Origin of the sequence: Devosia sp. (genome assembly GCF_017307495.1) — a bacterium.
Classification (GTDB): domain Bacteria; phylum Pseudomonadota; class Alphaproteobacteria; order Rhizobiales; family Devosiaceae; genus Devosia_A.
The window spans coordinates 54,698-74,380 of record NZ_JAFKHE010000018.1 but is presented as its reverse complement, the minus strand read 5'-3'; the positions used below and the strand labels follow the sequence as shown (position 1 = coordinate 74,380).

Sequence of the window (19,683 nt, the reverse complement as noted above, 5' to 3'; positions counted from 1 at the left end):
TGGCCTGGGAAGTGTGTTACGTCCGCCGCTGATTTCGGGCTTGGGCCACCCTTGCGAGGGGTGAGTTCAATGCCTACAGTCGGCCGCGAATGGCGGCGGGTCCGAGGGAAAGCTCTAATCCAGCACCTCCCGGCCGAATGAGAACGAACAACCAGTCTGGTAACAAGGGAAGTCAAATATGAGCGATATCGCTGATCGCGTCCGCAAGATCGTTGTCGAACACCTCAACGTGGATGCGGAGAAGGTCGTCGATAAGGCCAGCTTCATCGACGATCTGGGCGCCGACTCGCTCGATCAGGTCGAGCTGGTCATGGCTTTCGAGGAAGAGTTCAACGTCGAGATCCCGGATGACGCCGCGGAATCGATCCAGACCTTCGGCGACGCCGTCGCCTACCTGACCAAGGCCGTCGGCTAAGCGCCGACCGCTGAACGGCTTCTTCGATGGAACTGCGCCGCGTCGTCGTCACCGGGATGGGGATCGTCAGCCCTTTGGGCTGTGGGATCGAGGCTACCTGGTCCAACATTCTTGCCGGCAAGAGCGGCGTAAAGCGGATTGACGACTTCCAGGTCGATGATCTCGCCGCCCAGATTGCCGGCCGCATCCCGCTCGGCGACTACGCGGACGGCAAGTTCAATCCCGACGAATGGATGGACGTGAAGGAGCAACGCAAGGTTGATCCTTTCATCGTCTTCGCCATGGCGGCGGCCACCCAGGCCATCGCCGACGCCGGGGTCGAGCCCAGGACCGAAGAAGAAAAATACCGTATCGGCACGCTGATCGGCTCGGGCATCGGCGGGATCGGCGGCATCTACGATGCCTCGATCACCCTGCACGAACGCGGCCCGCGCCGCATCAGCCCATTCTTCATCCCGGGCCGCATCATCAACATGGCCTCGGGCAACGTTTCGATCCGCTTCGGATTGAAGGGCCCGAACCACTCCGTGGTCACCGCCTGCTCGACCGGTGCGCACGCCATCGGCGACGCGGCTCGGCTGATCGCGCTGGGCGATGCCGACGTCATGGTGGCCGGCGGCGCCGAGTCCCCGGTCAACCGGCTGTCGATCGCCGGCTTCGCCGCCTGCCGCGCCCTTTCCACCGGCTACAACGACCAGCCCGAGAAGGCATCCCGGCCCTATGACAAGGGCCGCGACGGCTTCGTCATGGGCGAGGGGGCCGGCATCGTCGTGCTCGAGGACTACGAGCGCGCCAAGGCCCGCGGCGCCAAGATCTATGGCGAAGTGATCGGCTACGGCCTCTCCGGCGACGCCTACCACATCACCGCCCCGTCCGAGGACGGCGACGGCGGCTTCCGCTGCATGCAGGCGGCGGTGAAGCGGGCCGGCATCAAGCCGTCCGAGATCGACTACATCAACGCCCACGGCACCTCGACGCCGCTCGGCGACGAGATCGAACTCGGCTCGGTGACCCGCATGCTCGGCGACGCGGCCCCGAAGGCGGCGATGAGCTCCACCAAGTCGGCGATCGGGCACCTGCTCGGCGCCGCAGGTTCGGTCGAGGCGATCTTCTGCCTGCTCGCCATGCGCGACAGCATGCTGCCTCCCACGATCAATCTCGACGACCCATCGGTCGAGACGGTGATCGACCTCGTGCCCCACAAGGCCAGGAAGAAGGAGGTCAACATTGCCCTCTCCAACTCCTTCGGCTTCGGCGGCACCAATGCCTCGCTGATCTTCCGCAAGGCCAGCTGAACTCCCGGGCCCCAGCGGGTTCGTACTTCTGTCGTCTTCTGGTACTAGTGCCGCCGCCCTGGGAGGGTTCGTCCAATGGCCAACGAGCGCAGCGACAAGCGGGCGAGGAAACGCCGCCGTGGGGGCTTCGTCGACGTCATCAATGCGCTGCTGACGCTGCTTGTGCTCGGCATCCTGGTCGGCGTCGGCATCTTCCTTTACGGCGCCAACGCCTTCTACACGCCTGGCGCGGTCAAGGCCGACACCAACTTCACCGTCGACAAGGGCGCCTCGATGGGGACGACCGCGCAGCGGCTGGAGGAGCAGGGGCTCATCCCGCCCGGCCAGGTCATCCCCAGCCAGCTGATCTTCCGCGTCGGGGCCTACGGCCTGAAGAAGGAAAAGGACCTCAAGCAGGGCGTGTACCTGCTGAAGGCCAATTCCTCGATGGCCGACGTGCTCAGGGAGCTGACCGAGGGCAAGTCGCTCGACTTCTTCGTCAACGTCATCCCCGGCGACACCTCGTTCCTCGTCGCCGAGCGGTTGAACGCCGATAACCCGAACCTGACGGGCGAGCCCGTCACCGTACCGGCCGAGGGCTCGCTCCTCGCCGTGCGCTACGACTTCTTTCCGGGCGATACCCGCCAGTCGGTGCTCGACAAGATGCAGGCCCAGATGAAGGCCCGGCTTGCCGAGATCTGGGAGGGGCGCGATCGCGCCATCGACAGCGTCATCAAGTCGCCCGAGGACCTGCTGACCCTGGCCTCGATCGTCGAGAAGGAGACCGGGCTCGAGACCGAGCGCCCGCAGGTCGCCGCCGTGTTCATCAACCGGCTGAAGAAGGGCATGCGGCTACAGACCGACCCCACGGTGCTCTACGGCGTCACCCAGGGCAAGGCCATCCTCAACCGGGGGCCGACCTCGTCCGAGCTCAAGCAGAAGACGCCCTACAACACCTACCAGGTCGACGGGCTGCCGCCCGGCCCGATCGCCAACCCGGGGGAGAAGTCGCTGGCCGCTGTCGCCCATCCGGCCGCCACCAACGACCTCTACTTCGTGGCCAAGAGCGCCGACCCGGCCGACGGCCACCTGTTCGCCGCGACCTATGCGCAGCATCGCAAGAACGTTGCACTCTACCGTAAGGCGGCCGCCGAGGCCGATGCCGAGGCGGCCAAGGAAGCGCTCGAGGCCGAGCAGGCCAAGGGTGCCGGCGAGACCGTCGAGCAGGTCCAGTAATGGCCGCCACGCTGCAGAGCATGACCGGCTATGCCCGCGCCGCGGGCGCCGTACCCGGCGTCAGCTTCGCCATCGAGCTGAAATCGGTGAACGGCCGCGGCCTCGACCTGCGCATGCGCCTCGCGCCGGGTTTCGATGCGCTGGAAGGCGAAATCCGCCGGCTCATCGGCAAGTCGATCACGCGTGGGTCGCTGACCGTCTCCCTCAGCGTCGACCGTGAGGGCGAGGGCGGGCGCGTCGTCGTCAACCATCAGGCGCTCGAGGCGGTGCTCGATGGCTTCAAGTGGCTCGAGACCCGCGTCGACGCCGAGAGGCCGCGCCTTGACGGCATTCTCGCCCTGCGCGGCGTGCTCGAGCAGCACGAAAGCCCGTTGCCGGCCGACGAGGAAGAGGCGCTCAATGCGGCCATCCTCGCTGCCGTCGAAAAGGCCGTCGCCGGGCTCGTCGCCGCACGCAAGGAGGAGGGCGCCCGCATCGCGGCAATCCTCAACGAACGCATCGACGAGATCGCCGCCCTGACCAAGGCCGCCGAGCTCCATCCCGGCCGCAGCCGCGAAGCTATCCTGGCGCGTCTGCGCCAGCAGATCGCCGAGCTCAGCGAGACCACGCCGGCACTCTCCGAGGAGCGGCTGGCGCAGGAGGCGATGCTGCTCGCCACCAAGGCCGACATCCGCGAGGAGCTCGACCGCCTCGTCGCCCACATCGCCGCGGCGCGCCACCTGGTTGCCGGCGGCGGGCCGGTGGGCCGGAAGCTCGATTTCCTGTCACAGGAATTTAACCGCGAAGCGAATACGCTTTGCTCCAAGTCCAACGACGTGGCGCTCACCGCCATCGGCCTCGACCTCAAGGCCGTGATCGATCAGCTCCGCGAGCAGGTTCAGAATATCGAGTAACCCATGGAACACGCGCGCCGCGGCGTGATGCTGGTGCTGGCCTCGCCCTCCGGGGCGGGCAAATCGTCGATCTCCCGCGCCCTGTTCGCCGACGATCCGAACATCGCGCTCTCGGTCTCGGTGACCACGCGCGCGCGCCGGACCGACGAGAAGGACGGCGTCCACTACCACTTCATCGACGTGCCGGCGTTCGAGAAGATGCGGGCCGAGGGCGAACTGCTCGAAAGCGCCGAGGTCCACGGCAACTTCTACGGCACGCCCCGCTCGCGCGTCGAGGAGCGGCTCTCCAACGGCCGCGACATCCTGTTCGACATCGACTACCAGGGCACGCTGCAGCTCTACGAGAAGTGCCGTGCCGACATGGTGACGATCTTCATCCTGCCGCCCTCGATCAAGGAACTGCGCAAGCGCCTCGAGCGGCGAGCCCAGGACAGTGCCGGTACCATCGACAAGCGGCTCAAGAACGCCCGCATCGAGATGCAGCACTACAACGAGTACGACTACGTGCTGATCAACGAGGATCTCGAGGATTCGACCAGCCGCGTGCGCACCATTCTCGCGGCGGCCCGGCTCGAGCGTTCGCGCTTTCTACAATTGGATAAGTTCGTCAAGGACTTGCAGGATCAGATCGACTCTCTTTAGGAAGCTCCGCGAGGAGACTGCGAACCGGTCCGGCCGTCCTGTGACGGCGATCCTGTTAAGGTAATGCCTTAACTGTGCGAGCAGCTGCTTGTGGATAACCCACGTGCATCTGTGGATGGTTCGCGTGCCCTGCTTCCGCCCACCTCGGAACAGGCAGAGTCTGTCGCTCGCGGGGGACCTGATCATGCCGTTCGAAGTCAAGGCATGCACGATCGACGAGTTGCACCGGCATCCGAAGTTTGCCGATCGGACCCAGGCCAGAGTCAAAGTCGTTTTGCGTGAGATCACCGCCCACAAGGCCTTCGACCACAACCTGACTTTGAAGGTCTGGGCCAGCACCACCGACAAGATGAGCGCGGCCGAGGTCAACACCGCGCTCCTCACTCGCGCCGCCACCATCCTCAAGCGCACCATGACGGTTGCCGAGATCGAGGTGACCGGCGACGGCACGGTCAGCAAGCCGACGGTGAGCGGGTAGCCCCGCTTTCGCAGGGATGACCCGGCGGGTGTGGCTTTCACTATTGCCGCGAGCCGATGGCTCCACTGCTGCCATCTCCCACCAACTGTCATCCCGGCGAAAGCCGGGATCCAGCGCGCAGCCCGCGTCCAGCCGAGAGATGGATCCCGGCTTTCGCTGGGATGACACCCGGTGTTGGAAGCAACAACATCGTGCCTCTCATCGATGGTGAATGCCCCAGGCGAGGGGTGCGGCCTACCTTCGCCCCAGCAGCATCACGAACTTCGCGACCACGCCGGCCGCAAAACCGAACAGCGCCAGCCCGAACACGAACGGGCCGAGCGCCTGCGTGATCCCGGCCGGGTTGCCCAGGTCGAACGTCACCCAGGTGAAGAACAGCGCACCGGTCGCCGTCACGACGGCAAAGCCGCGCCAGCTCTGGACGAACAGTGGCACCGCGATCGGTACGGCAAAGGCGATGAACGCCGCGACCAGCGCGAAGACGCCGCTCATCCGCGTCGCGCCCTGGCCAGCTTGAGGAAGGTCGCGACCGGCAGCGTCTCGGCCCGCTCGTCGCCCTTGAGCCCGGCTGCCGCCAGCAGCGACTCCATCGGCACGCCAAGCGACTTGAGGCTCTGTCGCACCATCTTGCGGCGCTGCCCGAAGGCGGCGCGCGTCACCGCCTCGAGGTCGCGCACCGCAACGCCGTCGGTGGTCGCCCTGGGCTTCAGATGCACGACGCTTGAGGTCACCTTGGGCGGCGGAGTGAACGCCTCGCGCCCGACGTTGAAGGCGATGCGCGCCTCGGTCCGCCAGCCGCAAAGCACGCCGAGCCGCCCATAGGCGTCCGAACCGGGTTGCGCGACGATGCGCTCGGCCACCTCGCGCTGGAACATCAGCGTCAGGCTCTCGAAATAGGGCGGCCAGGGATCGACCGTGAGCCAGCGCGTCAGCAGCTCCGTGCCGATATTGTAGGGCAGGTTGGCGACGATCTTGGTCGGGCCGTCGGCCAGTGCCGCGTAGTCGATCTCCAGCGCATCGCCCGCAATCACCTCCAGCCGCCCCGGATAGGCTGCCGCGATCTGCGCCAGCGCGGGCAGGGCACGCTCGTCCCGCTCGATGGCGATCACCTTCTTTGCGCCCTCGGCCAGCAACGCCCGCGTCAGCCCGCCCGGCCCGGGCCCCACCTCGATCACCGTGACGCCCTCCAGCCCGCCGGCCGCGCGGGCGATGCGTGCCGTCAGGTTCAGGTCGAGCAGGAAGTTCTGTCCGAGTTCCTTCTTGGCGCGGAGCCCGTGGGCGGCAATCACGTCGCGCAGCGGGGGGAGGGTGTCGATCTGCATGCCAGCCGGGATAGCGGATTTATCGGGGAACGCAAATGCCGCTTGACCTTGCCATGGTGGCAAGGTGCAGGAACGAACGATCGGCCGGCGACGTTCGTCGGCAAACGAGAGGAGTTCCACCATGCTCAAGAACATGATCGCTGCACTTGCTCTGGTCGCGCTGCCCGGCATCGCCACCGCGCAGGAGGCCGTTTCGGTCGATGCGGGCCTGCCGGCCATCTGCACCGCCAATGCCGGGCATGCCGGCATGATGATGGGCGGCAGCGGCGGCGCCATGATGGGTGATGGCGGCGGCGCCATGATGGGTGGCGGCGACGCCGCGCATACCGACCTGATGGCCGGCATGGCGCAGATGAACGCCGACATGATGGCTGGCGCCACCGCCACCGACATCGACGTCGCCTTCGTCTGCTCGATGATCCCGCATCACCGCGGCGCCATCGCCATGGCCAAGGCCGAGCTGGCCAATGGCGACGATGCCTGGGTGAAGGGACTCGCGCAGGGCGTGATCACCGCCCAGGAAAAGGAAATCGCCGACATGCTGGCCTGGCTCGACAAGCAGAAACAGTAAGCGGTAGCCGGCAGACCCCTCGCCGTCGGAAGCGGGCTTCTCCACTCCGGTCCGGACGAGCCACCGGGTGATCCCCGCGAAAGCGGGGATCTCCGTTTGGCCACTCGCGCCGAAAGCAGAGGTTCCCGCTTTCGCGGGAATGACTCCGAGCGCTCCCTCACGATCGAGGCCTGAACCGGCTATGCCTGCCCGCCCGTCAGCCGATCCGCCAGGCGCAGCGCGGCGAGGAAGCTTGCATCCGAGCCCTTGCCGGTTCCGGCAAGGTCGAAGGCTGTGCCGTGGTCGGGCGAGGTCCTGACGATCTTCAGTCCGAGCGTCACGTTCACTGCCTCGTCGAAGGCCACCGTCTTGATCGGGATCAGCGCCTGGTCATGGTACATGGCGATCACCGCGTCGTAGTGCCGCCAGTGCGGCAGGTAGAACAGCGTATCCGCGGGTATCGGCCCCTCGGCCATGATGCCCTCGTGCTGGAGCTGCGCGACGGCCGGCGCGACGATATCGAGATCCTCGGTGCCGATCTTGCCGCCCTCGCCGGCGTGCGGGTTGAGCCCCGCAAAGCCCAGCCGCGGCGCGGCAATGCTGAAGCGCGTGCGCAGGTCATGCGCCACGATCCGCCCGGTCTCCGCCACCAGCTCCTGCGTCAGCAGCCCGGGGACGTCGCGGATCGGGACGTGGATGGTCGCCGGAACGACGCGCAACTCCTCGTGCGCCAGCATCATCACCGGCATCGGCAGGTTGCCGTCCCGGTCGCAGAGCGCGGCGAGGAATTCGGTGTGGCCGGGATACTTGAAGCCGGCCGTATAGAGCACGGCCTTGTGGATCGGCGCGGTGACGAGGCCGCGGCAGGCGCCGGTCACTGTCGCATTCGTCGCCTGGGCAATCGACTCGATCACCACCTTGCCGGAAAGGGCGGTTGGCTCGCCCGGCTTGTCGGGCACCAGTCCCTCGACATGCACGACGGGCAGGGCGTTGGCAAAGCGCGCCGCCGCTTCCGTCGGCATGCTGTGCTCTAGCCGGATCGACAGCCCAAGGCGGGCAGCGCGCGCGGCGAGGAAATCGAAGTGCCCGAACACGATGAAGGGCGGCAGCCGCAGTTCGGCCCGACGGGCGTAGAGCCTCAGGATCAGGTCCGGCCCGATGCCCGCGGGCTCCCCCATGCTGATGGCCAGCGGCAAGGTCGTGTCGGCCACGGCGTCCTCATGTCTCTGACTGCCGGGCAGGCCGGCGCACATCCAGGGCGGGACCGGTTTGCCCCGCCGCTACGCGAGCTTGTCTACCACGCCGTTTCCTAAGGCATTGGACACTTCATTGGTCCAATGCCGGCAGCCCCGGCCGATCAGCTGTAGACGATCTTTGCCTTGGCCTTGAGTTCCTGCAGGTACTTCTCGCTCTCGGCCTTCATCGCCTCGCTGCCCTGCTGGCTGCGCAGCTTGTTCTTGATGAAGGTGGTGTCGCGCGCCGCGTTCTTGGCGCAGACGGCGAGCATCGAGACGCCCTGCTCGGTGACGCGCGGCTTGGTGATGCCGCCGACGTTCAGGCCGGCCAGCTCCTTGGCCAGCGCGTCGGGCAGCTGGGTGGCGTGCCGCCGGCCCATCTCGCGCACCGCCGCATCGGTATAGTTCAGCGACAGCTGCACCGCGCTGTCGCAGCCGGTGAAAGCCTTGCGATAGGCATTGGCCTGGCCCGTGCGGGCCGCGGCATTGCCGGTCGTGCTGATGAACAGGATTTCCTTGAGGATGTAGTCGTAGCTCGTATCGGTGTTGAGCGCTGCCGATGCTTCCTTGTCGAGATCGAGGTCGGAGACCTTGACGCGGCTCTGCACGACGATGCCGCTCAGCTGCTGCCAGGCGAGGGCGGCGCGCAGGCGGGCCCGCATCGTGTCGACGCTCACGCCGCGGCTGAGCAGGATCTCGCGCAGCTTGTCGGTCGACACCTTGACGTTGCGCGACACCTGCTGGAACGCATCATCGACCTGCTGCTCGGTGATGGTGATGTTGAACTTCTTGGCTTCCTGCAGCTGCAGCTGTTCGTTGATCAGCTGGTCCATCGCCGCCTTGGAGCTGCCGCCGCCGCCTTCGAGTGACAGCAGCTTGGTGCGCTGCGAAATCTCGATGTCCGAGATCGGCACTCCGTTCACCGTCACCTTGGTCGCGGCATAGGCCGGCGCGACGCTGAGAGTGACACCGATCAGCAGTGCAGCGATGAGGCGGAGCATTGTCGTCACCATTTGTGTTCCTGGAAGCCTGCCGGATCGCCCCCGGCGATGCTCCTCTTGTTTGAAGAATACGGCCAAAATCCGTTAGTACCCGACACCGTACTCGGTGTTGGGCGCCTTGAGGGCGAACTTGAGGCCGAACTGGATCGACTCCCCGTCTTCATGCGTCGGTCCGTTGGCCTGGGCGAAGCCTCCGGCGAGGAAGTACCCGTCGTCATAGACCAGCTCGCCGCGTGTCTCCAGCCACTCGCCGGCCGCGATGTCCCACGACACGCTGCCGTTCGCCTTCCAGTAGTCGATCGGCAGCGGCGCCGAGGCGCGCACGGTGACCTCGTGCTGGTCGGAGACGACGCCGGTGTCGGCGTCGGCGGGCAGGTAGATGTAGTCGCCCCCCACCGAATAATCGCCCACGGCATAGTCGCCGCCCAGCCCGGCGCGCGCCACGTGCGGGCCGTCGGGGTCGAGCTGGAGCTTGGCGCCCAGCGTCATGCCCTCGTAGGGCGAACCGCGCGCGCCGAGCACGATGTAGGACGCATCGTCCTCCATCCCGCTGCCGACGCCGGTATTGGTCGGGTCGGCCGCGCCGAAGGCATTCACGCCGGCAAGCTGGAAGCTCTGCCCGCCGACGATCTCGAGCCACTGTCCGCCCGAGAAATTGGCGAGGTAGCGCGCCCCGACATTGGCCCTGAGCCCCGTCTCCTGCCGGTCCGGCCCGGTGAAGCGGTCGTACGAGAACAGGTTGGTGTCATCGAGCACGAAGCTGTGCGCGTTGTCGTTGGTGATGCCGACAAGGCTCGTGTCCGACCCGCGATAGACCAGCTGCGCCACCGGCTCGAGCAGGTGCGTATCGGGCCCGTTGCTGGCGATCAGCGGCCAGCGCACGTCGATCGCCGCGATCGGGGTCGCCGTGAACAGGTACTGGTCGCCCGGCTCGCCCATGGTCAAGGCGTCTCCGCGGTCGTAGTTGGCGATGTCGGCGCGCACGCCGAGGTACGGGGTGGCGACCATGCCCCCGGCGGTGACGATCTGCTTCTGCCAGCTGACTTCGCCGCTGGCATGCGTCTTCTGGCCTTCGTAGCCCAGCGCGTAGGTGACGCCGTTGTATTTCTCGATCGCATCCTCGTCGCGATACACGCCGAGCAGGCTGCCATTGGCGCGGATCTGTCCCATGTCGCCGAGGTCGAAATAGCCGGCGCCGCGCGCGTTCGGGGCAGTCAGCGCCTGCTGGTCCTGCGCCTCGCGGGCGTCCGCGTCGCTGTCGAACTGGCCGAGCTTGAGGAATTCCTGCAGCCGCACGTCGCCGTAGAAATCGGCGCTCAGGTGCGTCGCGTAGATCTCGTTGACCGTCCAGTCCGAGGTGTCGAACCGGTAGTCGTCGAGGTAGGCCGCGTCCGAGAACTTGCTGTACGACCAGCCGACCGTCCAGGTCTTGACCGGCTCGAACTTGCCGGCCGTCTGGATCGCCCCGCGCCATGACCGGTCGCCGATGCCGTCGAAGGCGCCCGGATCGAGCTGGTAGAGGCCCGAGCCCTTCACCGAGAACGCGCCATAGGTGAAGCGCTGCTGGTACTCGGCCGCCATCAGGAAGCCCTGCCGGGTCATCAGCGACGGCGTCAGCAGGATGTCGATGTCCTCGCCGACCGTGATGAGGTAGGGCGCATTGACCCGTGCACCATAGTCTGGCGAGTAGTCGACGCTGGGCAGCTGGAAGCCGGCGTTGCGCTTCGAGGTCGGATCGGGCAGCGACAGCCACGGCAGCCAGGCGATCGGCACGCCCAGCACTTCCAGCGAGGGTTGTTCGAGATAGACCGTCTTGGTCTCGGCGTTCTGCACCAGCTTGGCGGCCTTGACGCGCCAGCCGATCCGCCGGCCCTTGTCGTCGATGCATAGCCCGCACGGCGAGTAGGTGGCGTCGTTGAGCACCGTCTCGAGCGTCTTGGAGTAGGTGACGTCGCGCGCCGTCACCATGGCGCCGTCCTTGGTGGTCAGCGTCAGCGACTGGATGAAGGCCTCCTTCATCCCGCCCGTCACTTCAATCCGGTCCGCCTGGTATTTCGTCCCGCTGGGGTCGAGCACTTCGGCATTGCCCGTACAGATCAGGCGACCCGACTGCTGCTCGTAGCGCAGGTCGTCGCAGCTGATCCGGTAGCCGGAATAGGTCATGATCACTCGCCCCTCGGCGCTGATCACGTCGGCGCGCTTGTCGTAGGCGAGCGTGTTGGCCTCGACCTGGGCGGGCGAACCGGGTTCGGGCAGTGTCGCGAAGAAGTCCTCGGGGAGGTACTGCGCGGCGGCCGGTGCGATCGAGCCGATGCCGGTAGCAAGGGCGAGCAGGAGCGCGGCGCCGAGCTGGCGCATTTCCCCCCTCAGGTCGCGGCCTGGAATGGTCACGTCCGCCCGTCTTCCCTGTTGAGCAGCACCGTCACGCCAATGACGATGGCCACCACTGCCGGCCCGGCGACCGCAATGGCGGGATGCATCACGCCGGCGCCCCCGGCACGTCCCGCCATCTCGCTCACCACATAAACCAAGACACCAAGGACGATACCATAAAGCACCGCCCCGCCATATTTATTCGTCCTTCGATAACCGGCCGTAAATGCGAAGGCAATGACGAGCGAGCCACACAGGCTGAGCGGCAGGCCGATGAGGCGCAGGAATCGCGTCTCGACCGCCGCACGCTCGCCCGGATCGTTGAGCCGCGATGCCAGCGAGGCAGCCAGTTCCCAGACCGTCAGGTCGCCGGTGGTCGACAGCCGGGCCCGCATGTCGCCCGCCGTCCGCGATGTCGGCAGGTGGAAGTCCGTGATCTTCTGCGACAATTCCGCCGCCCGGTGCCGGGTCGCCTCCGGCATTACCCATGCGTCGCCCTCGAGCCGCGCCTCGGGGGCCTCGATGCGATCGCGCGGCTGGTCCATCAGGAACACCGTCACGTCCTTGAGGTTGGTCCCGCCGGCATCGGTCGCCGTCGCCTCCAGAATGTAGTGGATATCGGCCCGGCGCTCGTCGAGCCACAGCCCCGAGCCGTCCGAACTGCTGGCCGGCGGCAGCACCGAGCGGTTCAGCCACACCAGGCCGGAATCGAACACCAGCGCCACCAGCAACCCGCCGAGGATCGTTGCGGCCAGCGGCGCCTTCATCACCCGCCAGACCGACAGGCCGGAGGCCTTGATCACAGTCATCTCGCGCGTCGACTGCAGGCTGAGCAGGCCGGCGATCGCGCCGACGAGGAAGGTGAAGGGCAGGGTGTCGATCATCCAGCGCGCCGCCCCCAGCACGATGCCGGTGATGGCGAGCGGCGGTCCACCGAGCGCCGACAGCCGGTTGAAGCGCCCGAGGTTCAGTGACTCGGCGAGCGCCGCGATGCCATAGAGCACCACCAGCGTCAGGCCCACGCTGCCGAGCAATCGTCGCACCACCACCCAGTCGATCCGGTTCATGCGCTGTGGGCCTCCCGCGGTACGGGGGAGAACAGCCTCAGCCGCACGCCGAGAACGACCAGTGCCACGACGAGCATGACCAGCACGCCGACGAACTGCTGCTGCCAGCTGCCGATCAGCGCGTAGCTGGTCAGGACCCGCTCGACCAGCACGGCGCACAGCACCGTGACCTCGATCGGAATGCGCGGCTCGCGGCGCCGCCCGGAGGGAAAGCCGCTGATCGCGACGACGAGCAGGCAGAGCGCCAGCACGCGCAGTCCGTCGGCGGTCCGCTCGGCGATGCGGTTCACCCACTCGTTCGGCCAGTTGCCGTCGGCCAGTGCCGCGCTGACCATGTCCCACGTCGGCAGGTTGCGGCGGCGCTTCTCGGTGTCGGGTTCGCCCGTCAGCCGCTCGAGCGCGATGTCGTAGCGATCGAAGGAAATCTCGGAGAACTGCCCCTCGGACGTCCGGTACTGGATCGTTCCCCGCGCGAGCTGCAGCACGTAGCCCAGTTCATCGCTCGAGATCACCGCCGAGTCGGCGATATAGGTGCGGCGCGTCCGCGGGTCGCGATTGTCGTCGGCAAAGAACGAGGTGATCTCGCCGCGCGGCCCGCGTCCGCCCACGGTCACCGTCACGCCATCGTCCAGCTCCGCGAACCGGTTGGGTACCAGCGAGCGCCCGACAAGGTCCGCCGCAGCCTGGGCCTGCAGGACATTGGTCGCACGCTGCACCATCGGATCGATCGCGTGCGACAGCACCAGCACCAGCACCATGCCGATGCCGGCGTAGACGAGCACGGCCCGCAGCAGGGTCGGCAGCAGCTGTGCCACATGCGTGATGTGCAGTTCGCGCGAGGCCTGCATGCCGCGCAGCGCCCGCGCCAGCCCGATGGCGATGCAGGTGTAGAGAAACGCAATCGCCAGCTGCGGCACGGCCAGTATCGTCTGCCAGAACAGGACGCCGAGACCGCGCTCCCGCACCGTGTCGATGTCGATGAGTCTCAGCGTCTGCGCGAGGTAGATAATGGTCAGCGCCACCCCGAACAGCCCAGCGGCTTCGGCGGCAAAAAGCTTGATGAAATAACTGCTTAGCCGATTCATGCCGGACACGGGTTTTGGGACGCGCCGGACGCCGGATCGTGCCCGGGCGGCGCGGCGCAGTGTGCCCGCCCGCCCCCTCGCTTGGCAAGTCAAAGGGGCGGGCCCGAGCCGTTGCACCGCCCGGTGTTGCGGGATTGACGCGGCGGGCAGACGGTCTATCTGTCGAACCTTCAAGTCAGCGCGGCGTTCGCGCCCATTGCCAGAAGGTTGCTTTTTTCATGCCCAGCCGGATCGAGATCAAGACCGCCGCCCTCAACCCGGAGGCGACGGGCACGCTGGTGATCTACGCGTCCGAGGGCGCGGAGCCCGTCGGAGCCGCCGCCGCCGTCTGGCAGTCGACCGGCCTCGACTTCAAGACCCTCGCTGCCGCCGCCGGCTTCAAGGGCAAGCAGGGCAGCGCCTTCGAGGTCCTCGCCCCGCACGGCGTCACCGCCGATCGGCTGCTCGTGCTGGGCAGCGGCAAGGCCGGGGAGGGGACTTCGCTCTCGGCCTGGGCCGACCGCGGCGGTTCCCTCGCCGGCAAGCTGATGGGTGTCAGGGCCGGCAATGCCGCCGTCATCCTCGACGAGGAGGCGGCGACCCCCGACCGTGTCGCTGAGCTCGCGGCCGGCCTCAAGCTGCGCCACTACCGCTTCGACGCCTACAAGGCCAAGAAGGAGGACAACGGCGACGCCGCGCTGTCCGTCACCCTGCACGTTGCTGATCGCCCGGCCGTCGACGCCGCCATCGCCGACCGCGATGCCGCTACCTCGGGGACCATCCTGGCCCGTGACCTCGTCCACCAGCCGCCCAACGTACTGGGCACGCTCGAGTTCGCCGCCGAAGCCGAGAAGCTCACCGGTCTCGGCGTCGACGTCGAGCAACTCGACGAAGCGGCCATGCGCAAGCTCGGCATGAACGCGCTGCTCGGCGTCGCGCAGGGCTCGGCGCGGCCGCCGCGGCTGGTCATCATGCGCTGGAACGGCGGCAAGGCCGGCGAGGCGCCGCTCGCCTTCATCGGCAAGGGCGTGGTGTTCGACTCCGGCGGCATCTCGATCAAGCCGGGCCTGGGCATGGAAGACATGAAGGGTGACATGGGTGGCGCCGCCGCGGTCACCGGCCTGCTGCACTCCCTCGCCGCCCGCAAGGCCAGGGTCAACGCGATCGGCGTCATCGGGCTGGTCGAGAACATGCCTTCGGGCACCGCCATGCGCCCCGGCGACATCCTCACCGCCATGAGCGGCACCACCATCGAGATCGTCAACACCGACGCCGAGGGTCGCCTCGTCCTCGCCGATGCGCTCTGGTACACGCAGGACCGCTTCAAGCCGCGATTCATGGTCAACCTCGCGACCCTGACCGGCGCCATCGGCGTCGCACTCGGCAACGACCACGCCGGCCTGTTCTCCAACAACGAAGAACTCGCCGCCCAGCTTCTCGCCGCCGGCCTCGCAACGGGCGAGAAGCTCTGGCGCATGCCGCTCGGCGCCGCCTACGACAAGCTGATCGAGAGCCGCTTCGCCGACATCAAGAACTCCGGTGGCCGCCCCGCCGGCTCGATCACCGCGGCCCAGTTCCTCAAGCGCTTCGTCAACGACGTGCCGTGGGCGCATCTCGATATCGCTGCCGTCGCCCTCGCTTCGCCGACCAGTGAAACCAACCAGTCCTGGGCCTCCGGCTTCGGCGTCGCGCTGCTCGATCGGCTGGTGCGCGACAACTTCGAGGGCAAATGACCGAGGCCCCGCGTCCGCTGACCGCCAATCCGTCGCTGCTGTGGTTGCCGGCAGTGGCTGGCCTCGCCGCGCTGGTCGGCGTGCTGGCGCTGCTGCCGGCGGTCCTCCTGCTCGCCAGTCTCGCCGGCGCCCTGTCGATGCAGCCGACGGTGGAACTGAGCTTTCTCGCCGTCCCGACCACGGCGGTGGGGCTCTTCTTCGTCGTCGTGGCCGCGGCCATCCTTGCCGATCTCCGCCTGCCTCGACCGGTGCTGTCGATCGACGATGCCGGCGTCTTCGATCGTCGCGTCACCGACGGGCCGATCCCCTGGAGCGCCGTCGAGGATGTCTCGCTCGCCCCCGGGGGCGGCGCCATGCAGCTCGTCCTGCGCGCCCCGATGGACACCCGCCTCAGCCCCTGCCGCGCCGGCACCATAGGTTTGCGCACCGATATGCCCGGCCTCGCCCTGATCCCGATCCGCGGCATGGATCGCCCGGCCGCCGGCCTCGCCGCCGCCATGCTCGACTTCGCGCGAGCCAACGGCGCCATTGCCGAACTCGAGGCGGAGGCGCCATGAGCGAGATCCTGTTCTACCACCTCGAGGGCCAGCCGCTCGAACGCGTGCTGCCGGTGCTGGTCGAGAAGTCGCTGGAGCGGGGCTGGCATGTCGTCATCGAGACCGGCAGCGAGGAGCGTGCCGAGGCCATCGACAACCTGCTCTGGACCTATCGCGACGACAGCTTCCTGCCGCACGCCCGCGCCGGCGGCGATGCCGACAACCTGCAGCCAGTGCTTATCACCACGCGCCCGCACAACCCCAACAACGCCCAGGTCCGCTTCTTCGTCGACCGCGCCGTGCCGCAATCCGGCGACGGCTACGAGCGCATCGTCTTCATGTTCTCCGGCCACGACCCAGACGCCCTCACCGACGCCCGCGCCGCCTGGAAGAACCTGCGCGACGGCAACGAAGTGACCTACTGGCAGCAGGAGCCCGGCGGCCGGTGGGTGAAGAAGGGGTAGGGGACCTCTGGTGCGCGCTGCACACCCCCACCCTGGCTACGCTACGGGCCAAGGCCCTAGCTGCGCTACCCTCCCCACAAGGGGGAGGGAGACCCGACGGCATGCTTCGGTTCTTTCGTTTCCCTCCCCTTGATGGGGAGGGTAGTGGAGCCACACGCTCCAGGCCTCAGCCCGGTTGCCAGCCCTCGGGCGCCTGTTCCCATTTCGAGAACTGGAAGCCGGGCGCCACGGTGCAGCCGACCAGGCTCCAGTCCCCGAGGCACGTGGCGCGCTGCCAGGCGTTCGCCGGCACGACGATCTGCGGGCGTTGCCCGGCGCTAAAGTCGATGCCGAGCACGCGCTCGTTCACCTGCTTGCCGTCGCGCGACACGGCCAGTGTCATCGGGGCGCCCGCATACCAGTGCCAGACCTCGGCCGCATCGGTGACGCGATGCCATTTGCCCGACTGCCGGTTGGTGAGCATGTAGTAGATCAGCGTCGAGGCCGGGCGGCCTTGCGCCGTTGCCACGTCGGCGAACGTCTGCCGGTAGAATCCGCCCTCCGGGTGCGGTTCGAGCCCGAGCAGGCTGATCAGGTCGGAAGCCGTCACCTCGCTCACGCCTGGGCCCTCTCGGCCGCTTCCAGCTCTTCGCTCAGCATCAGCCATTTCTCCTCTGCGCTGGCGATGTCGCCTTCGAAGCGCGCCTTGTCCCTGCCCAGCGATATCACGCGCTCCGGCGCGCCGTCATAGGTCTTTGGGTCAGCAAGGATGCCGTCCACCCGCGCCAGTTCGGTGCGGAGCCGGGTGAGCTTCTGCTCCACGTCCTTGATCGACTTGCGCAGCGGCGCCACTTCGGCGCGCCTTGCCGCCGCGCCTTGCCGCGCTGCCTTGCGGTCCTCGACCACGATCGGGCCGGAATCCTTCTTGTTCGACTTGCCGTTCGAGTTGGACGTGAGCTGGCGCTGGTAGGAGTCGAGATCGTCGTCGAATTCCTCTATCGTGCCGTTCTGCGCGATCCACAGCTTGTCTGCCGTCGCATCGATCAGGTGCCGGTCGTGCGAGATGATCAGCACCGCGCCGGTATAGTCGTTCAGCGCCGCGACCAGCGCGTCGCGGCTGTCGATATCGAGGTGGTTGGTCGGCTCGTCGAGGATCAGCATGCCCGGCCCGCCGAAGGTGATGAGCCCGAGTAGCAGGCGCGCTCGCTCGCCACCCGAGAGGTTCTTCACCTTGGTGTCCATGCGCGAGGTGGTGAGCCCCATCTGCGCCACCCGGCTCCGGCGCTTGGCCTCGCTGTCATAGGGCATCAGCTCGACGATGTGCTCGAATGGGGTCTGTTCGGGCTTCAGCTTGTCGAGCTGGTGCTGGGCGAAATAGGCGATCTCGAGCCCCTTGCCCTTGCGCATCTCGCCGCCCATCGGCCTCAGGTCGCCCGACAGCAGCTTGGCGAAGGTCGACTTGCCGTTGCCGTTGACGCCGATCAGCGCGATGCGATCGTCCGGGTCGATGCGGTTGGTGATGTGCCTGAGCACCACCTTGTCCCCATAACCCACCGACACGTTGTCGAAGGTCATCATCGGCGTCGCCGGAATCTTCTTGGGATTCGGGAAGTTGAAGGGCAGGGAGGTTTCGTCGAACATCGCCGCCGGCGGCTTCAGCTTGGCGATCATCTTCACGCGCGCCTGCGCCTGGGCGGCCTTGGTGGCCTTGGCCTTGAAGCGATCGACGAATTTCTGCAGGTGCGCGATCTGGTCGAGCGTCTTCTCGCGGCTCTTGTTGTTGAGCTCCATCTGCATCCGGCGCGTCTCTTCGAACGTGTCGTAGGCGCCCTTGTAGAAGGTGAGCTTGCGGTGTTCGAGATGCGCGATCGAGGTCACGGCCTTGTTCAGCAGGTCGCGGTCGTGGCTGATCATGAACACGGTGTACGGATAGGTCTGGAGATACTTCTCCAGCCACAGCGTGCCCTCGAGGTCGAGATAGTTGGTCGGCTCGTCGAGCAGCAGCAGGTCGGGCTGCGAAAACAGCACCGCCGCCAGCGACACGCGCATGCGCCAGCCGCCGGAGAGCTCCGAGGTCGGCCCCAGCTGCCGCTCCTTCTCGAACCCGAGGCCCTTGAGGATGGTCGAAGCCCGCGCCTCGGCCGTGTGCGCGTCGATCTCGGCAAGCCGCGTGTGGATGTCGCCGATCCGGTGCGGGTCCGTCGCCGTCTCCGCTTCGGCCAGCAGCGCCGTGCGCTCCCTGTCGGCCATCAGCACGACGTCGAGCACGCTGACCTCGCTGGCGACCGCTTCCTGCGCCACCGATCCGATGCGGGCCTTCTTGTTGACCTCGATGGAGCCCGTCTCCGGCGCAATATGCCCCTGGATCAGGTGGAACAGCGTCGTCTTGCCGGTGCCGTTCTTGCCCACGAACCCGGTCTTGGAGCCATCGGGCAGCACCAGCGAGGCGCCCTCGAAAAGAGGTCGCCCCTGGATGCGGTAGGTGAGGTCTGTAATGGTCAGCATGGCGGCTGGGAGATAGCGACTTGCCCCGCCCTTGTCCAATGCCGGCCGCAACAGCCGCAAACGCCCGTCTTGCGCCCGTCACGCCTTCCCGCTAGAAGGCCGCACCCAATTCAGCCCCACACGCAAGGACCAGGCACATGGCCATCGAGCGCACCTTTTCCATCATCAAGCCCGATGCGGTTCGCCGCAACCTGATCGGCAAGATCGTCGCCAAGTTCGAAGAGAACGGCCTTCGCCCGGTCGCGATGAAGAAGATCAAGATGACCCGCGCCCAGGCCGAGGGCTTCTACGCCGTGCACAAGGAGCGCCCCTTCTTCGGCGAGCTGGTCGAGCAGATGATCGCTTCGCCGGTCGTCGTGCAGGTGCTTGAGGGCGAGAACGCCGTGCTCAAGAACCGTGAGATCATGGGCGCCACCAACCCGGCCAACGCCGCCGAGGGCACCATCCGCAAGCTCTTCGCCCTCAACATGGGCGAGAACTCGGTGCACGGCTCGGACAGCCCCGAGAACGCCGCCATCGAGATCAAGTTCTTCTTCACCGACGACGAGATCGTCGGCTGATCGCCCGATAGTCCGATTTCCGAGGGCCGCCTCCGGGCGGCCCTTTTGTTTTGTTTTGCTCAAGTGTTTCCAACTCCACGGTGTCATCCCCGCGAAAGCGGGGACCTCCGTTGGCGATGGTGCCTCAGGCAGCAGAACAGAGGTTCCCGCTTTCGCGGGAATGACCCGGTGGGTGTGGCCTTGCAGGAAAGGCTGGCTCTGTTCTTCCTTCTCCCCCTGATGGAGAAGGTGGCGCGCAGCGCCGGATGAGGGGTCGCGATGCAGAGCATCGCCGATCCGAACGAATGTGAGGAGCGTCCTTCCCCTCACCCGCCCTTCGGGCACCCTCTCCCTCAAGGGGAGGGGGAAGAAAGAAA

The 19,683-nt window shown here is 67.0% G+C and carries 20 protein-coding genes; 11 read left to right on the top strand and 9 right to left on the bottom strand.

Translation table 11 applies throughout. The features are described from left to right. Positions 1 to 178: 178 nt before the first annotated feature. From J0I99_RS11005 to J0I99_RS10980, 6 genes are all read left to right on the top strand, one after another. A complete protein-coding gene (locus J0I99_RS11005) occupies positions 179 to 415 on the top strand; it encodes an acyl carrier protein (RefSeq protein WP_055048542.1) in 237 nt (78 codons plus the stop codon). A gap of 32 nt (positions 416 to 447) precedes the next feature. Continuing rightward, positions 448 to 1,710, top strand: a complete 1,263-nt coding sequence (gene fabF, locus J0I99_RS11000; RefSeq protein WP_291390212.1) for a beta-ketoacyl-ACP synthase II — start codon at positions 448 to 450, stop codon at positions 1,708 to 1,710. Positions 1,711 to 1,785: 75 nt separating this feature from the next. Then, positions 1,786 to 2,925 (top strand): endolytic transglycosylase MltG, encoded by a 1,140-nt coding sequence (mltG, locus tag J0I99_RS10995; RefSeq protein WP_291397601.1) that lies wholly within the window; start codon positions 1,786 to 1,788, stop codon positions 2,923 to 2,925. Then, the gene (locus tag J0I99_RS10990; protein ID WP_291397600.1) at positions 2,925 to 3,818 is read left to right on the top strand and encodes a YicC/YloC family endoribonuclease; all 894 of its coding nucleotides are present in this window, start codon (positions 2,925 to 2,927) and stop codon (positions 3,816 to 3,818) included. The genes mltG and J0I99_RS10990 overlap by 1 nt, the downstream gene beginning before the upstream one ends. 3 nt (positions 3,819 to 3,821) lie before the next feature. After that, positions 3,822 to 4,460: a guanylate kinase gene (gmk, locus tag J0I99_RS10985; RefSeq protein WP_291391538.1), complete on the top strand. Its 639-nt coding sequence runs from the start codon at positions 3,822 to 3,824 to the stop codon at positions 4,458 to 4,460. Between the two features lie 184 nt (positions 4,461 to 4,644). Beyond that, positions 4,645 to 4,938: a hypothetical protein gene (locus J0I99_RS10980; protein ID WP_291397599.1), complete on the top strand. Its 294-nt coding sequence runs from the start codon at positions 4,645 to 4,647 to the stop codon at positions 4,936 to 4,938. Between the two features lie 234 nt (positions 4,939 to 5,172). On the opposite strand, the gene J0I99_RS10975 is transcribed toward J0I99_RS10980, so the two are convergent. Beyond that, positions 5,173 to 5,430 (bottom strand): hypothetical protein, encoded by a 258-nt coding sequence (locus J0I99_RS10975; RefSeq protein ID WP_291397597.1) that lies wholly within the window; start codon positions 5,428 to 5,430, stop codon positions 5,173 to 5,175. Beyond that, positions 5,427 to 6,260, bottom strand: coding sequence for a 16S rRNA (adenine(1518)-N(6)/adenine(1519)-N(6))-dimethyltransferase RsmA (gene rsmA / locus J0I99_RS10970; protein ID WP_291397596.1), 834 nt, complete (start codon positions 6,258 to 6,260; stop codon positions 5,427 to 5,429). Before rsmA ends, J0I99_RS10975 begins: the two co-directional genes overlap by 4 nt. Before the next feature lie 121 nt (positions 6,261 to 6,381). Here rsmA and J0I99_RS10965 point away from each other — a divergent pair, with 121 nt between their 5' ends. After that, positions 6,382 to 6,831, top strand: coding sequence for a DUF305 domain-containing protein (locus J0I99_RS10965; RefSeq protein ID WP_291397594.1), 450 nt, complete (start codon positions 6,382 to 6,384; stop codon positions 6,829 to 6,831). A gap of 179 nt (positions 6,832 to 7,010) precedes the next feature. On the opposite strand, the gene pdxA is transcribed toward J0I99_RS10965, so the two are convergent. The 5 genes from pdxA to J0I99_RS10940 all read right to left on the bottom strand — a co-directional run bounded on the left by pdxA (position 7,011) and on the right by J0I99_RS10940 (position 13,571). Then, positions 7,011 to 8,021: a 4-hydroxythreonine-4-phosphate dehydrogenase PdxA gene (gene pdxA / locus J0I99_RS10960; protein ID WP_291397592.1), complete on the bottom strand. Its 1,011-nt coding sequence runs from the start codon at positions 8,019 to 8,021 to the stop codon at positions 7,011 to 7,013. Positions 8,022 to 8,167: 146 nt separating this feature from the next. After that, entirely contained in the window at positions 8,168 to 9,046 is an 879-nt protein-coding gene (locus tag J0I99_RS10955; RefSeq protein WP_291397591.1) for a SurA N-terminal domain-containing protein, read from the bottom strand. A gap of 84 nt (positions 9,047 to 9,130) precedes the next feature. Further along, positions 9,131 to 11,437: an LPS assembly protein LptD gene (locus J0I99_RS10950; protein ID WP_291397589.1), complete on the bottom strand. Its 2,307-nt coding sequence runs from the start codon at positions 11,435 to 11,437 to the stop codon at positions 9,131 to 9,133. Continuing rightward, positions 11,434 to 12,486, bottom strand: a complete 1,053-nt coding sequence (locus J0I99_RS10945) for an LptF/LptG family permease (protein ID WP_291391530.1) — start codon at positions 12,484 to 12,486, stop codon at positions 11,434 to 11,436. The genes J0I99_RS10950 and J0I99_RS10945 overlap by 4 nt, the downstream gene beginning before the upstream one ends. Then, positions 12,483 to 13,571, bottom strand: coding sequence for an LptF/LptG family permease (locus tag J0I99_RS10940; protein ID WP_291397587.1), 1,089 nt, complete (start codon positions 13,569 to 13,571; stop codon positions 12,483 to 12,485). The genes J0I99_RS10945 and J0I99_RS10940 overlap by 4 nt, the downstream gene beginning before the upstream one ends. A 218-nt stretch (positions 13,572 to 13,789) precedes the next feature. Here J0I99_RS10940 and J0I99_RS10935 point away from each other — a divergent pair, with 218 nt between their 5' ends. From J0I99_RS10935 to J0I99_RS10925, 3 genes are read left to right on the top strand one after another with little or no spacing between them, the layout of a single operon-like run. Further along, positions 13,790 to 15,283, top strand: a complete 1,494-nt coding sequence (locus J0I99_RS10935; RefSeq protein WP_291397585.1) for a leucyl aminopeptidase — start codon at positions 13,790 to 13,792, stop codon at positions 15,281 to 15,283. Further along, complete coding sequence (locus tag J0I99_RS10930; protein ID WP_291397583.1) at positions 15,280 to 15,840, top strand: hypothetical protein; 561 nt, start codon at positions 15,280 to 15,282, stop codon at positions 15,838 to 15,840. The genes J0I99_RS10935 and J0I99_RS10930 overlap by 4 nt, the downstream gene beginning before the upstream one ends. Next, the gene (locus J0I99_RS10925; protein WP_291397581.1) at positions 15,837 to 16,283 is read left to right on the top strand and encodes a DNA polymerase III subunit chi; all 447 of its coding nucleotides are present in this window, start codon (positions 15,837 to 15,839) and stop codon (positions 16,281 to 16,283) included. Before J0I99_RS10930 ends, J0I99_RS10925 begins: the two co-directional genes overlap by 4 nt. Before the next feature lie 166 nt (positions 16,284 to 16,449). Here the strand turns inward: J0I99_RS10925 and J0I99_RS10920 are convergent, their stop codons facing one another. Both J0I99_RS10920 and J0I99_RS10915 read right to left on the bottom strand, forming a co-directional pair. Further along, positions 16,450 to 16,881: a cupin domain-containing protein gene (locus tag J0I99_RS10920; protein WP_291391525.1), complete on the bottom strand. Its 432-nt coding sequence runs from the start codon at positions 16,879 to 16,881 to the stop codon at positions 16,450 to 16,452. Beyond that, positions 16,878 to 18,767 (bottom strand): ABC-F family ATP-binding cassette domain-containing protein, encoded by a 1,890-nt coding sequence (locus J0I99_RS10915; protein WP_291391524.1) that lies wholly within the window; start codon positions 18,765 to 18,767, stop codon positions 16,878 to 16,880. Before J0I99_RS10915 ends, J0I99_RS10920 begins: the two co-directional genes overlap by 4 nt. A gap of 137 nt (positions 18,768 to 18,904) precedes the next feature. Between J0I99_RS10915 and ndk the strand changes: the two genes are divergently transcribed. Next, entirely contained in the window at positions 18,905 to 19,327 is a 423-nt protein-coding gene (ndk, locus tag J0I99_RS10910) for a nucleoside-diphosphate kinase (RefSeq protein ID WP_291391523.1), read from the top strand. Positions 19,328 to 19,683: the final 356 nt, after the last annotated feature.

Excerpts from the sequence above, each read along its gene's own strand:
- J0I99_RS11005 (WP_055048542.1), top strand. The coding sequence starts at position 179 with ATGAGCGATATCGCTGATCGCGTCCGCAAGATCGTTGTCGAACACCTC.
- mltG (WP_291397601.1), top strand. The coding sequence starts at position 1,786 with ATGGCCAACGAGCGCAGCGACAAGCGGGCGAGGAAACGCCGCCGTGGG.
- J0I99_RS10990 (WP_291397600.1), top strand. The coding sequence starts at position 2,925 with ATGGCCGCCACGCTGCAGAGCATGACCGGCTATGCCCGCGCCGCGGGC.
- gmk (WP_291391538.1), top strand. The coding sequence starts at position 3,822 with ATGGAACACGCGCGCCGCGGCGTGATGCTGGTGCTGGCCTCGCCCTCC.
- J0I99_RS10980 (WP_291397599.1), top strand. The coding sequence starts at position 4,645 with ATGCCGTTCGAAGTCAAGGCATGCACGATCGACGAGTTGCACCGGCAT.
- J0I99_RS10975 (WP_291397597.1), bottom strand. The coding sequence starts at position 5,430 with ATGAGCGGCGTCTTCGCGCTGGTCGCGGCGTTCATCGCCTTTGCCGTA.
- rsmA (WP_291397596.1), bottom strand. The coding sequence starts at position 6,260 with ATGCAGATCGACACCCTCCCCCCGCTGCGCGACGTGATTGCCGCCCAC.
- J0I99_RS10965 (WP_291397594.1), top strand. The coding sequence starts at position 6,382 with ATGCTCAAGAACATGATCGCTGCACTTGCTCTGGTCGCGCTGCCCGGC.
- J0I99_RS10955 (WP_291397591.1), bottom strand. The coding sequence starts at position 9,046 with ATGCTCCGCCTCATCGCTGCACTGCTGATCGGTGTCACTCTCAGCGTC.
- J0I99_RS10945 (WP_291391530.1), bottom strand. The coding sequence starts at position 12,486 with ATGAACCGGATCGACTGGGTGGTGGTGCGACGATTGCTCGGCAGCGTG.
- J0I99_RS10940 (WP_291397587.1), bottom strand. The coding sequence starts at position 13,571 with ATGAATCGGCTAAGCAGTTATTTCATCAAGCTTTTTGCCGCCGAAGCC.
- J0I99_RS10935 (WP_291397585.1), top strand. The coding sequence starts at position 13,790 with ATGCCCAGCCGGATCGAGATCAAGACCGCCGCCCTCAACCCGGAGGCG.
- J0I99_RS10930 (WP_291397583.1), top strand. The coding sequence starts at position 15,280 with ATGACCGAGGCCCCGCGTCCGCTGACCGCCAATCCGTCGCTGCTGTGG.
- J0I99_RS10925 (WP_291397581.1), top strand. The coding sequence starts at position 15,837 with ATGAGCGAGATCCTGTTCTACCACCTCGAGGGCCAGCCGCTCGAACGC.
- J0I99_RS10915 (WP_291391524.1), bottom strand. The coding sequence starts at position 18,767 with ATGCTGACCATTACAGACCTCACCTACCGCATCCAGGGGCGACCTCTT.
- ndk (WP_291391523.1), top strand. The coding sequence starts at position 18,905 with ATGGCCATCGAGCGCACCTTTTCCATCATCAAGCCCGATGCGGTTCGC.